The sequence below is a fragment of the Flammeovirga sp. MY04 genome (genome assembly GCF_001682195.2).
In the GTDB taxonomy this organism is placed as follows: Bacteria; Bacteroidota; Bacteroidia; order Cytophagales; family Flammeovirgaceae; genus Flammeovirga; species Flammeovirga yaeyamensis.
The window spans coordinates 4,044,365-4,057,160 of record NZ_CP003560.2 but is presented as its reverse complement, the minus strand read 5'-3'; the positions used below and the strand labels follow the sequence as shown (position 1 = coordinate 4,057,160).

Genomic DNA, 12,796 nt, shown 5'->3' with positions numbered 1-12,796 from the left:
AATGAAACAATTTTTTAAGTCATTTAGCTTCATTACTATTTTGCTGCTTGGGACATTCATCACTACCCAAGCTCAAATTATTAACCCTGTATCTTGGTCAGCTACTCTTTCTAACGAATCTCCCAAAGCTGGAGAGGAAGTAGTGATCACATTTAAGGCAAAAATTAACGATGGTTGGTATTTATATTCCAACGATTTTGATCATGAATTAGGTCCCATCGTTACCTCAACAGAATTTAAACCTAATGCTACATTCCAAGTAGCCGACACATTATTACCAATTAACTCATCAGAAAAATACGATGAGATATGGGAAGGAAATATTAGATATTTTAAAAAGGAAGGTACGTTTAAACAGACTGTAAAAATTCTTGATCCTAACTACAAGATTGAAGTAACTATGAATGGACAAAGCTGTTCTGATGAAACTGGATCTTGTATTCCTCTACAGAAAGATTTTACTCTTGAACCAAAAGTGGATAAAGCAGAACTAAAAGCGGTTTCTTCATCAGGGCAAGACTCCGATGAAAGTCTATTAGGATTTATGATTTCAGCTTTCTTATTTGGTTTAACAGCCATATTTACTCCATGTGTATTCCCAATGATTCCTCTAACGGTATCATTCTTTACCAATCAAAGTGGAGGTAAATCAAAAGCATTTTTATATGGATTTTCGATTATCGCTATTTACGGTTTCTTTGGTGCTGTATTAGCTCCGTTAACAGGAGACCCTAGTGTAGCCAATGCAATTAGTACACACTGGCTGCCAAATACATTATTCTTTATCATCTTTATTGTCTTTGCATTGTCTTTCTTTGGCATGTTCGAAATCACTTTACCAAGTTCATTGGTAAATAAAATGGACAAGCAATCGGATAAAGGTGGATTAGGAGCTGTATTCTTTATGGCATTCACATTAGTATTGGTTTCTTTCTCTTGTACAGGTCCTATTGTAGGTACTATCTTGATTGAATCTGTAGGTGGAGCCTTCTTAAAACCAATCTTTGGTATGATCGCCTTTGCTTCAGCATTTGCTTTACCTTTTACATTATTCGCTTTATTCCCTGGATTAATGAAAGGTCTTCCAAAGTCTGGTGGATGGTTAAACTCTGTAAAAGTTGTTTTAGGTTTTGTCGAATTAGCTTTAGCCTTTAAATTCTTATCAACAATAGATTTAGTATATAACTGGAGATTGTTAGATAAAGATATCATGGTGGCCATTTGGATTGCAATTAGTGCAATGTTGGGATTGTATTTATTGGGTAAAATTAGATTACCTCACGATTCTCCAACAGATACAATCAGCCCTCCTAGAATGATTTTAGCAACAATTGTTTTCACTTTTGTCATTTATTTAATCCCAGGTTTATTTGGTGCACCATTAAAACTTTTATCTGGAATTTTGCCTCCTCAAACACATCATACATTTGATCTAAGAGGCATTATCAGAGAAGAAATAGAATTTGCAGAATTATCTGGAGGAAATAAAAAAGAAACACTTATTCATCCAATCAAATACGAAGAGCTGTTCGAATTACCTCACGGATTAAAAGGATATTTCGATTATGATCAAGCATTAGCGGCATCAAAGAAATTCGGTAAACCTATCTTCTTGGACTTTACTGGTCACGGCTGTGCTAACTGTCGTAAAATGGAAGACAATGTTTGGTCGGATCCAAGAGTCTTAAGTCGCTTGAAAAAGGATTATATCATTCTTGCATTATATGTAGACGATCCAACAAAATTACCAGAAGACGAATGGATTACTTCAACTTTTGATAAAAATGTGAAAAAGACAATAGGAGCTAAAAACTTCGATTTCCAAATCACGAAATTTGAAAGTAATGCACAACCTTTCTACTGTTTATTAAATGGTGAAGGAGATCTTTTAGTGAAGCCTAAAGCATATGATTTAAATGTGCAGAACTTCGTTGATTATTTAGATTCAGGAGTAGCTGCATTCAAAAAATAAGAATTCACCTTACTATTTGATGTTGGAATAAAATAATATTGATTCCATCTCATACAGTTCATAAAAAAGTCCACTTCATAGAGGTTATGAAGTGGACTTTTTTATTATTTTTACTTTTAACCTATAATAGATGAATTAATTTTCATCAAATAAAGGCCCTATGATTAATTCTGCTCATTTTTTGCAACTGCTTTTACATACTTATTTATATCAAATAAGTATATGATCTAGACATAAACATGAATAGCAAATATTTTTTCAGAAGATACTTACTTCTATTTTTTACCATCAGTTTAGCATTTGGCTTATCATCTTGTTCCATTCGAAAGAGTATTCTTTTTAAAACAGAACAAAATATCAACGATGAAGCTTTCTTAAATGCTGAAAACTCCGCTTTAAACAATTACACAATAGATGTAGATGACTATATCGCTATGTCTGTATTTACCAACGAAGGTGAAAAAGTAGTCGATCCAAACGGTGATTTTCTAACAACTAAGCAAATTGCTTCTCAAAGAGGAAATGGTGGTAATGCCAACCTTAACAACAACGGAATGATCGAAAGTCCGAACAGTGCCTTGAATGCACCTATTAGGGAAAACGGTGACGATCCGAAAAAATATTTGATTAAAAGTGATGGGACAACAGAACTGCCATTAATTGGAAATGTAGAATTAAAAGGTTTAACCCTAGATCAAGCCAATAAAAAACTAGCTGAATTATACAGTAAGTTTTATCAAAAGCCATACGTAATTACTCAATATACCAACAAAAGAGTAATTGTTATGGGAGCAACAGGAGCAGAGATTGTTCCGCTTCGAAACGAACACATGACACTTTTGGAAATCATTGCATTAGCTTCTCAGCAAGGAGCAAATACAGCTAGGAATAATGGTGTTCCAATTCAAAACGATATTATGGCGACCAATATTCGAATGGTACGTCCTGATCCTGTACTCGGATTTAATAAGCCTTCTGTTCAAATCGTAGATTTAAGTACAATCCAAGGTTTAAGCAAAGCCAACCTTCATGTAATGCCCAACGATGTAATTTACATTGAGCCAAGAAGAAAATCGGATACAAGAAATTTACAAGATTTGACCCTTTTAGTTAGTGTAGTATCAAGTGTTGTATCACTTTATCTATTGATCCAACAAATTTCTACTGGAAACTAAAGTCTAAAGATATTCTATGAGTGATTTTGAAAAAGAATGGGAGGACTTAGAGAACAACGAAGAAAGTTCTGCCAATGATATAGATTTTGATAAACTCGAGTTTGTCGTAAAGAAGAACATTATTTGGGTGATTCTCCTCTTAATTTTGAGTGGTGTAGCCGCCTATCTTTATATTCGATGGACTCCCGAAATATATCAAGCAAATACATTAAACCAAGTAAAATTAACCTCATCCTCTCAGGAATTTGCCGAGAAGTTTGGTATCACCAACAGTTCTCTTGAAGAAGGGAAGCTAGAAAGTGAGATGGCCTTGATTACTTCAGGTGTAATGTACGAACGTATCGTAGATTCTCTCATAGATCTATCTGTAGAATATTATTCTGTAGGTGATGTTCGTGATTCTGAATTATTCGAAGACGGAGTTCCATTTACCCTCACTTATCCATCTGGAAAACAACCTGCATTAAAAAATACACCTTTCTATCTGCAGTTTTCAAATGAAGGTAAGGAGTATGTGATTACCTATAAGGTTGGGCAAACTGAAAAAGAAATAAAAGGAAGTTCTGGTGAAAGCATTATTTTAGGAGGTCAGTCATTGATTATTACTCCAAAAAATAAAATACTAGAAACGAATAAATATAGTTTCACATTCAATTCTAAAGCGAGCATTATCGGTTTTCTTAAAAGGAACTTATCTGTAATGATTTATGATCCAAAGGCGAAAACTATTCAAATTTCCTTTACTGCTAGAAATAGAAAAAAAGCAGAACGAGTGCTAGAAGCTATCAATAAAGCTTACAGTCAGCTTTCAAGAGAAGGTAAAGCTTTGGTGTATGAAAGAGCATTGGAGTTTCTGTATTCACAAATTGATATTACGAAAGACTCTCTAAATAATCTGGAAACTAAAATGCGTGAGATGAGCTTCAATAAGGACCTTAGTTCTTATATGGAAGCTGGGCCAATTGTAGGAAATATTCAAGAGTTAGAAAAATCATTAAACTCTCTCAAGTCAGAGAAGAAGAAATATCAAAAATTAAGAACGTTGCTTCAGGCAGATAGTAGTATCGTCTACATTCAGGCTTATGCAACAATTCTTACTGATGGAAGTATTTCATCTAGTTTAGACGAGCTAGCCAAATTAGAAACTGAAGCACTACGTATCAGAGAATCTTACACTTCTAATACAGTTGCAAGTAATTCTACATTGGAACTGTATAAAAAATTAAGATACGAAGTCGCAGAATCTATTCGCTTTGCTGAACAGTTTTTGGATGAGAACATCAATGATCTACAAAGAGAAATAAGTAAACTTAGGGCGGTATTTTTCCAAAATATTGGAGGAGATCCTGATTTAAAGAAAATCGAAAAAAGGGTTTCCATTTACACTGACATATCAGATCTTTTGACCAATAAACTTATTGAGGTCAGTATGGCTCAAGCTAGTACCATTGAAAGTTCTACAGTAATCGATGCCCCTCGGGCAGGAACAGCACCAATTAGCCCAAGGAAAATGATTGCCATAGCTATTGCTATTGCTGTAGGTATTTTCTTATCAGTATTACTTATTGTGATCAATTACTTGTTGATGGACAAAATCAATGGGTTAAAGCATTTAGAAAGAAGAACGAACATGCCAATTCTTGGTTTGATTCCTAAATATGAAAAAGAAGAAATGTCAGTATCGAAATTAGTTGTATCAACTGATCCAAAATCGACTATGTCAGAGGCTTTTCGTTCTATTCGTACCAATTTAGACTTTATGGTATCAGATTTCTTAGATGATAATCCCGAAGAGGAAAAAGAACAAAAAACATCTAAAGTGATCTCTGTTACCTCTACAATTAGTGGTGAAGGTAAAACATTCGTTGCTTCTAACTTAGCGGGTATTATTGCTATGTCGGATAAAAAAGTGATTATGGTCGATCTTGATTTAAGAAAACCAAAAGTCCACTTAGCCATGGGAGGAAGTAACACTATAGGTGCATCATCTATATTAGTAGGACAAAATACAATAGAAGATTGTATGCAAGAAACTGATATACCAAACTTAAAATATATTAGTGCAGGGCCTATACCTCCAAATCCTTCTGAATTGATCTTATCCAATAATTTCAAAAGGTTTATCAAACAACTAAAAGAGAAGTTTGATGTCATTATGCTAGATTCTCCTCCTGTAGGTTTGGTGACTGATGGTATGATTGTAATGAGACATGCCGACAATCCAATCTATGTTGTCAGAGCAGATTACTCTAAACAATCGTTTATTGATAACGCAAACAACCTTTACAAATCAGGTAAGTTTAAAAATATTTCTATTGTACTTAACTCAGTTCCAGATCGTAGAAGTTACGGTGGATATGGTTACGGCTATGGAACCATGACGTATAGCTCTCAAGGTTATGGTTATGGATATACATACGGTTATGATTCTGATCTTACTGAGGAAGATGTCGCTTATTTTGATGATAAAAAGAAACCATTCTGGAAAAAATGGTTTAAAAAATAGGTCTAACCTCTGATCCCAGAATTGTAATTTTTTAATTTCATCCACATTTTGTAGTATTACTTATTATTTAAGTTTGTGTAATTTCTGTAGATAAACAAAAAACCTAATAATACCATCACTTAAAGTGATGGGTATATTTTTAGTGCTCAGGAAAAAGATCATCATAATTTATGAAGTGGTTATTCAAGTTATTTGGGAAAAAGGATCAATCTAAAAATAAAGAAGTAATTAAGGAACCCATGGGACCTCCAATTACTACTGATATGCACGCCCATTTCCTTCCTGGAATTGATGATGGTGCTCAGAATATTGGAGAATCTTTAGCTATTATCAAATCATTGCACTCCATGGGTTATACTAAATTAGTAGCTACCCCCCATGTGATGAGCGACTTTTTTAAAAATACTCCAGAAATTATCCATAAAGCACTAGAGGAAGTAAGAACAGCAGTAAAAGAAGAAGGTATCGCTGTAGATATTGATGCAGCAGCAGAATATTATCTAGATGATGTTTTTATCAAAAAACTCAGACAAGGCGAGAAGTTTTTGACCTTCGGAGATAATTACTTGTTGATGGAAACTTCATTTATTAATCCATGTATTTTTATTGATGAAGCTATATTCTTAGCCATTTCAAAAGGATATAAGCCCGTCATTGCCCATCCCGAAAGATATGGATATACCTACGAAAATAACTTTGACGAAATCGTTCGTTGGAAAAAATTAGGTGCTTTACTTCAGATCAATGCCCTTTCATTAGCAGGCTATTACTCTTCGAATGCTAAACGTTATGCAGAAAGATTGATTGATGAAGGACACGTAGATTTTATCGGAACCGACACTCACAAAGCAAAACATCTACATTGGTTAGAAAAAGTAAGGAAACTATCGTACTATAATAAGGCTCTTGGCTTATCTTTGCTAAACCATAGCATAAAAGAAGTGCCACAAAAATAATTTACACCTTGCAACTTGAAGGAAAAAAAGTATTCATTACCGGAGCAACAGGCTTTGTCGGTGGATACATCACTAGAACATTACATCAGCAAAAAGCTAAAATAATCGCATTAAAAGGGAGAAAAAATGATACTTCTTTCATTGAAGACATCAAAGATGATATTCAATGGGAAGAAGCGGATATTCTTGACCCTAATACTCTTAAAGAAGCACTTCAAGGTGTGGATTACATTGTACATACCGCTTCTATTGTTTCTTTTGAAAAAGGACTAGAAGAATTGCGATCTGTGAACGTTGATGGTACAGCAAACCTAGTAAATATGGCTTTAGAAGCAAATGTTGAAAAGTTTATTCACATCAGTTCTATTGCTGCTCTTGGTGTCCCTGAATTTGGCAATGAAATTGACGAAAACTCTAAATGGACTGGAGAAAAAGGTGTTTCTGCTTATGGTATATCTAAATACAACGCTGAGCAAGAGGTGTGGAGAGGATACAGAGAAGGTTTAAAAGTAGTGGTTTTAAATCCGTCTGTGATTTTAGGTGTAGGTGATTTCTCTAGAAGCTCATTGGCGATTTTCCAAACGGTAAAAAAAGGGCTGAAATATTATCCCACCGGATTTTTTAGTTCTGTAGATATACGCGATGTCGTCGATGCTGTGGTTAAAGTATTCGACGAACAAATTTCTGGTGAACGATTTATTCTCAATGCACATTCTATTCCTTACAAAAAAGCCTTAGAACTAATGGCCGATGGTTTGAATGTAGCTCCTCCAAAGAAAAAGATTTCTAAAAAACTGACTCAATTGGCTTCTTCTTTTGAAGGTTTTATCAGTTTATTTACTGGAAAGCAGAAGAAATTGACGAAAGATGTGGTACGCACAATGTACACTCAGAATGTATATAAAAGTGATAAAGCCATGTCAACGCTTCAACTTCAGTTTAAACCTTTAGAAGAGACCATGAATTGGGTAAAAACACATCAAAACTAAACCTAATTCACCTTCATACAGTTTAATTATATACACAGTTTACATTTCTAACATTCGATATTTATTACGATATTGTTGTTTGCGTTGTGTTATAAAACCCAAGCTTAATTATTGGGTACTAAATAATTAATAAACAAGGAGCTTTACGATGTCGAATCAATTTAACGACGATATAAATAAGGTCATCAAAGAATATGAGAAAAACCTTAAAGAAGGACGTAGCGATTTCTACGACCTAGACACTTTTGAGGAAATTTTAGAATATTACTTTGAGGAATTTAAAATCAATAAAGCTTTAAGCGTTTGTGAGCATGCCGAAAGCTTTTACCCAAATTCTGCATTAATCAAAGTCTATCGTTCTAAGATTAGTGCATATATGGGCAATTATAAAGAAGCCTTACAATTATCTAATGAGGCGGAAAAAATAGCTCCAAACGATTACATCGTGCTTTTCCAAAAAGGCACTATCCATTCAATTTTAGGAGAAACTGAAAAAGCCATCGGGTATTTTTATAAAGCGTTGGATGAAAGTCATGCCTCAGAAAAAGGCGAACTTTTATATAACATGGCCATCACTTATTTATCTGCAGATCAATTTGATGATGCCTATGAAGTATTTAAATCTGCCCTTGCTGAAGATCAATCTTTAGAAGAAGCGGTATACGAACTTTACGATTTAGCACTTAAGCTCAATAAGTTAGGTGATGTTGAAACATTATTGGAAGCACTTATTGATCTCAACCCTTATAAAGCAGAAAGTTGGTACAACAAAGGTATTTTCTTTAGTCAGGCCAAACAATTTGATAAGGCTTTGGCTTCTTTTGAATATGCTACATTGGTCAATGAAAAGTTCGAAAATGCCTACATGCATATGGGGCATTGTTATTTGAACAAAAAAGAATTTGCCAATGCGTTCAGAAAGTACTTAGAAGCTTTACAAGTCACTAAAAAACCAACACCAGAGTTGTACTGTCATTTAGGTGCTGCATCAGAAATGATGGAGGATTACAATGTCGGTATCCGTTATTTTAAAAAGGCATTAGAAATTGATGTCGATTACGATGATGCTTGGTTTGGAGTAGGAGAGAACCACAGAAAACTAGGCAACTTCCTTGAAGCCACTCATTATTTAAACAAGGCGGTAAAGCTTAATCCTCATTATGATGAGTATTGGTATGCCTTGGCAAAAGCAGAAAGTTCTTTAGGGAATTTCGTTGCTGGAATTGAAGCGTTCAAAAGTGCTACTAGTCTAAATCCGAATAAAATAGGTATTTGGTTGGATTGGTCTGAGGTGTACAGCAAAAACGAAGAGATGGACGAGGCGATTGAGGTTATGAAAAAAGCCATCAATAATATTCCAGAACATGCTTCTTTATATTATCGTAAAGCCGCTTATCAATTACTTGATGGTAAGATGAATGAGGCTTTTACTTCTATTCAAAAAGCATTGGAACTCGACTACGATGCACATCAAGAATTAATTGATTATATGCCTGAGGAATCGATGAAACAAATTCTAAAATCCGCAATTGATAAGTTCAAAAGATAATAATTGAAAAATTGTTCAAGTATTTTGATTTTTTAACATAATTATACCTCTAATAATAAAGGCTTTTACGAAATTGCGACGCATCGCAAAATTCTAAGCTTTTTAGATCATTCTGCGGTGTAAAAATGTATCGACTTCTGTATCAATTTGTAGTCGATTTTTTTTATTACAAATCGTCTGAAGATGAATTACGTATTAAATAATCTCCCTGAAAGAAGTGCAAAGCCTAGAGACAAAGGTTTAACGATGGCAATGGACAAAGGAATGTCCCTACGTGAAGTAGAAGATATTTTAGAAACTTCGGGTGATTACATAGATATAGTAAAATTAGGATGGGCTACTTCTTACGTATATCCTAAACTACAAGAAAAAATTAACCTGTATCAAGAAGCTGGAATTAAAGTATACTTAGGTGGAACATTGTTCGAAGCATTCGTTATTCGCGATCAGTTCGAAGATTACTTAAGAGTTCTTGATAAATTCAACTTGGATTTCGCTGAAGTATCAGACGGATCTATGGACATGGCTCACGATGTAAAATGTGAGTATATTCACAAATTATCTCAGCGTGCAACTGTTGTATCTGAGGTAGGATCTAAGGATGAAGAAAAAATTATTCCTCCTTACAAATGGATCGAATTAATGCGTGCTGAATTAGATGCTGGTGCTTGGAAAGTAATCGGTGAAGCTAGAGAAGGTGGTAACGTTGGTTTATTCCGTTCTTCTGGTGAAGTAAGATCTGGTTTGGTAGAAGAAATTCTTACTCAAATTCCTTACGAAAAAATTATCTGGGAAGCACCTCAAAAAGCACAACAAGTTTGGTTTATCAAATTGATTGGTACTAACGTGAACTTGGGTAACATTGCTCCTAAAGAAGTAATTCCTTTAGAAACTATCCGTTTAGGTTTAAGAGGAGATACTTTCCACGACTTCTTAAACGAAGGCTGGAAGTAATCCATAAAATATATAAATAGAGGTAATCTCATCCTTTGTGAAGACCTCGTATCAAAAGCCCCAGATTTAAATCCGGGGCTTTTGTTTTTTTTGAGATCACCTCATTTTTATTTAAAACAATAACACTTTCCAAGCCTCATTAATCATTCCTTTATTGATCAGATGAGCTGCTAGCGTATGATTTTCCTCTGAAGAAGAAGTTTGTGGAGTCTCTATAGTACTCAACTCTGCTTCTGTAGGAATATGATCTACATTGGCCAATTGTGCCAAATGATTTCCCGTTAATATATTGCTCTCAATAATGTGCAAAGGCAATTGATCAATACCAATTCCCTTTTTCTGTATGGGTTTCTGAATTCCCAATAAGGCATCACCTGATGCTCTCACGTAGAGGTTGCCACCCATTCTTCCCATCAAATCCAATTTTGCAGAATCCAAAACACCTTCTTCATTAAGGTAGTTTTCATTGACATGAATACAAACCACTTCACAAATGACTAAATTTCCTGCTCCTCCTTCATCGCCCATAGGCATCACTTCTCTTAATTTACATTCGAATTGAACAGGTGACTCTGCTACTCTTGGCGGAGCCACGATATCCGAAGGAGTTTCCGTTAATCCAGCCTTCACGAATTCATTCACACCTTTATCATAAGCCGTACTTGACAACGACATTTGATGCACGAAATCATACGTCACAATATTCACTGTACACTCTTTGGTCTCTTGTATATTCTCTAAAGTGTGTTTTAAGGCATTTCCTCTCACACTTCGAGTAGGTGAGAACACAAAAATGGCAGGATTTGCTCCAAAGAAATTAAAGCAACTGTAAGGACTAAGATTCACTTTTCCAGAAGCATCGACCGTACTTACAAAAGCAATAGGACGAGGAGCAATAGCATTCAAAAGATAAGAATGCATTTCTGAGGTGCTTATCTCTGATGGGATAATTTTTTTCATGGTGTTTATATGGTAGTTGTTTATGATCTGATTTTATTCAGATGGATGGTCTTATCAAATATAGAATAAGATTATTAATTCTCATAGAGAACTGAAAAAGGATGTGTTGGGTTTTATTTCAATTATTTTAGGAAAAAGAGTGAAGCCTAAATAGAAATTACAATTTACTTTTTGATAGCGTTTAGGGTAATATTGAATGTATTGTCTATAAATTGATTGGAGCTATTTTTGATGATTTTGTAGTATGAAAGCTGATGGAAGATAATTTTTTTAGAAATGATCTGGTGTATATATAAAAATGAAAACAAAGAATAATTTAATATTACTAATTCTCTTTTTGATGTCTATTAATACTTTTGGACAACAAAAAATAAGAATCATAGATGCTTCATTTGCCAATGGATATTTTCCAAAGGAATATATAATTACAGAAAATACTATCTCAAAGAACCAATACATTAGAACTGAAAAAATATCAGAGGACTCCATATCAAAACCAGATACAATAAATATTAATACTATTTACTCTGAACTTTTTTCTATTAAAAAAGATACTATATACTTTAATGATGGTTTACCAAAAGGTGAGTTTGAATTTATTGAATTTATTATAGAAAATGATGGGCATTTGATTTCAAAGTTTAAGCTAATACCTGCGGGGTATGATAGTTTGGTGTCAAATGAAAACCTAACTGATAGTGCATTTGAAATTTATCACAAAATCACCGATTATTTTAATGAAAGATGAAACAACTACTCCACTTCCTATTTATACTCTCTCTCATCAGTGTAAATTCCTTCGCACAAAATCCTTTTGAGCAATACAACTACAAACCAAAAGTAGCAACATTAAGCCAAGGGGAATACAATGAATTTCACGATCAGGACACCTTAGTTCAAATTGGATCTGTAATTCTAAATACCAAAACACAAGAAATTGTCGCTTTTGTAAAAAAGGATACATTGTACTCAGAAGCTACTCTTGAGCCTGATATTGTGAGTAAATGGTTGAGTCCTGATCCTTTGGCGGAGAAATACACGAGTTGATCACCGTATAATTATGTAATGAATAATCCAATTATTTTTATTGATCCTGATGGGAGAAAAGTAAAACCTGCAAGTAAAGCAGCTTTTAATGTACTACTTAATACAATAAACCCAGAGAGTAGAGAAAAAGTTATTCTAGGTAATGATGGGTTTGTTCAAATCACAGGGACAGGTGAAGGTGCTAATTTTGATGCATTAAGACAACTGGTAGAAGATGAAAACATTACAGAAATTGTTATTTCAGAAAATTTTGAATACTTAGACCCAAATGGTAAAAAACAAACAGGTTCACTTGGATCTATTGATAATAGAAGTGAAATAGATATTTTATTTGAAGCATATGATGGAGCTATAACAAAAGAAGACCTAAAGGCACAAGGATTTAGCGATGAGCAAAATGATAATGGTAAATTAGGAATTACTCTATTACCTGGAGAAGAAAAAAATACAGAAGGGGACGGGCGAGGTTCGGTCAATGGTAACATAATCATAATTATCAACTCAGGACAGACAGATCGAAATAAAGCTAGAACCACAGCTCACGAAGGTTATGGACATGCTCTATTTTTCATTTTAGGAAAAGACCCGAATCATGGTCAGAATAAAAGTGAAGATAATAAAGAATTAGAAGATCAGATTAGACGTGCTGTTAATGAGGCTGCTACAAATTATGATAAATCCAATTAAA

11 protein-coding genes are annotated in these 12,796 nt (G+C 34.1%); 10 read left to right on the top strand and 1 reads right to left on the bottom strand.

Features of this window, described 5'->3' with window-relative positions; all coding sequences use genetic code 11:
• Nucleotide 1 precedes the first annotated feature (1 nt).
• The 7 genes from MY04_RS16180 to MY04_RS16150 all read left to right on the top strand — a co-directional run bounded on the left by MY04_RS16180 (nucleotide 2) and on the right by MY04_RS16150 (nucleotide 10,101).
• The gene (locus MY04_RS16180; RefSeq protein ID WP_066211299.1) at nucleotides 2-1,972 is read left to right on the top strand and encodes a protein-disulfide reductase DsbD family protein; all 1,971 of its coding nucleotides are present in this window, start codon (nucleotides 2-4) and stop codon (nucleotides 1,970-1,972) included.
• A gap of 239 nt (nucleotides 1,973-2,211) precedes the next feature.
• The gene (locus MY04_RS16175; protein ID WP_066211297.1) at nucleotides 2,212-3,147 is read left to right on the top strand and encodes a polysaccharide biosynthesis/export family protein; all 936 of its coding nucleotides are present in this window, start codon (nucleotides 2,212-2,214) and stop codon (nucleotides 3,145-3,147) included.
• Nucleotides 3,148-3,163: 16 nt separating this feature from the next.
• Nucleotides 3,164-5,653: a tyrosine-protein kinase gene (locus MY04_RS16170; protein WP_066211295.1), complete on the top strand. Its 2,490-nt coding sequence runs from the start codon at nucleotides 3,164-3,166 to the stop codon at nucleotides 5,651-5,653.
• A gap of 170 nt (nucleotides 5,654-5,823) precedes the next feature.
• Nucleotides 5,824-6,609, top strand: a complete 786-nt coding sequence (locus MY04_RS16165) for a tyrosine-protein phosphatase (RefSeq protein ID WP_066211291.1) — start codon at nucleotides 5,824-5,826, stop codon at nucleotides 6,607-6,609.
• A gap of 8 nt (nucleotides 6,610-6,617) precedes the next feature.
• Nucleotides 6,618-7,598, top strand: coding sequence for an NAD-dependent epimerase/dehydratase family protein (locus MY04_RS16160; protein WP_066211289.1), 981 nt, complete (start codon nucleotides 6,618-6,620; stop codon nucleotides 7,596-7,598).
• Nucleotides 7,599-7,746: 148 nt separating this feature from the next.
• Nucleotides 7,747-9,147: a tetratricopeptide repeat protein gene (locus MY04_RS16155; protein WP_066211287.1), complete on the top strand. Its 1,401-nt coding sequence runs from the start codon at nucleotides 7,747-7,749 to the stop codon at nucleotides 9,145-9,147.
• A 183-nt stretch (nucleotides 9,148-9,330) separates the two neighbouring features.
• Complete coding sequence (locus MY04_RS16150) at nucleotides 9,331-10,101, top strand: phosphosulfolactate synthase (protein ID WP_066211285.1); 771 nt, start codon at nucleotides 9,331-9,333, stop codon at nucleotides 10,099-10,101.
• A 111-nt stretch (nucleotides 10,102-10,212) separates the two neighbouring features.
• Here MY04_RS16150 and MY04_RS16145 read toward each other — a convergent pair whose 3' ends face one another.
• Entirely contained in the window at nucleotides 10,213-11,061 is an 849-nt protein-coding gene (locus MY04_RS16145) for a flavin reductase family protein (RefSeq protein ID WP_066211283.1), read from the bottom strand.
• Nucleotides 11,062-11,359: 298 nt separating this feature from the next.
• Between MY04_RS16145 and MY04_RS16140 the strand changes: the two genes are divergently transcribed.
• The 3 genes from MY04_RS16140 to MY04_RS16130 are packed head-to-tail and all read left to right on the top strand — an operon-like array spanning nucleotide 11,360 to nucleotide 12,795.
• Complete coding sequence (locus MY04_RS16140) at nucleotides 11,360-11,809, top strand: hypothetical protein (RefSeq protein WP_158297737.1); 450 nt, start codon at nucleotides 11,360-11,362, stop codon at nucleotides 11,807-11,809.
• Complete coding sequence (locus MY04_RS16135; RefSeq protein ID WP_066211277.1) at nucleotides 11,806-12,108, top strand: hypothetical protein; 303 nt, start codon at nucleotides 11,806-11,808, stop codon at nucleotides 12,106-12,108. The genes MY04_RS16140 and MY04_RS16135 overlap by 4 nt, the downstream gene beginning before the upstream one ends.
• 18 nt (nucleotides 12,109-12,126) lie before the next feature.
• Nucleotides 12,127-12,795, top strand: coding sequence for a hypothetical protein (locus tag MY04_RS16130; protein ID WP_066211275.1), 669 nt, complete (start codon nucleotides 12,127-12,129; stop codon nucleotides 12,793-12,795).
• Nucleotide 12,796: the final 1 nt, after the last annotated feature.

Coding starts and splice junctions, on each gene's coding strand:
- MY04_RS16180 (WP_066211299.1), top strand. CDS start 2: ATGAAACAATTTTTTAAGTCATTTAGCTTCATTACTATTTTGCTGCTT.
- MY04_RS16155 (WP_066211287.1), top strand. CDS start 7,747: ATGTCGAATCAATTTAACGACGATATAAATAAGGTCATCAAAGAATAT.
- MY04_RS16165 (WP_066211291.1), top strand. CDS start 5,824: ATGAAGTGGTTATTCAAGTTATTTGGGAAAAAGGATCAATCTAAAAAT.
- MY04_RS16130 (WP_066211275.1), top strand. CDS start 12,127: ATGAATAATCCAATTATTTTTATTGATCCTGATGGGAGAAAAGTAAAA.
- MY04_RS16145 (WP_066211283.1), bottom strand. CDS start 11,061: ATGAAAAAAATTATCCCATCAGAGATAAGCACCTCAGAAATGCATTCT.
- MY04_RS16170 (WP_066211295.1), top strand. CDS start 3,164: ATGAGTGATTTTGAAAAAGAATGGGAGGACTTAGAGAACAACGAAGAA.
- MY04_RS16175 (WP_066211297.1), top strand. CDS start 2,212: ATGAATAGCAAATATTTTTTCAGAAGATACTTACTTCTATTTTTTACC.
- MY04_RS16135 (WP_066211277.1), top strand. CDS start 11,806: ATGAAACAACTACTCCACTTCCTATTTATACTCTCTCTCATCAGTGTA.
- MY04_RS16150 (WP_066211285.1), top strand. CDS start 9,331: ATGAATTACGTATTAAATAATCTCCCTGAAAGAAGTGCAAAGCCTAGA.
- MY04_RS16140 (WP_158297737.1), top strand. CDS start 11,360: ATGAAAACAAAGAATAATTTAATATTACTAATTCTCTTTTTGATGTCT.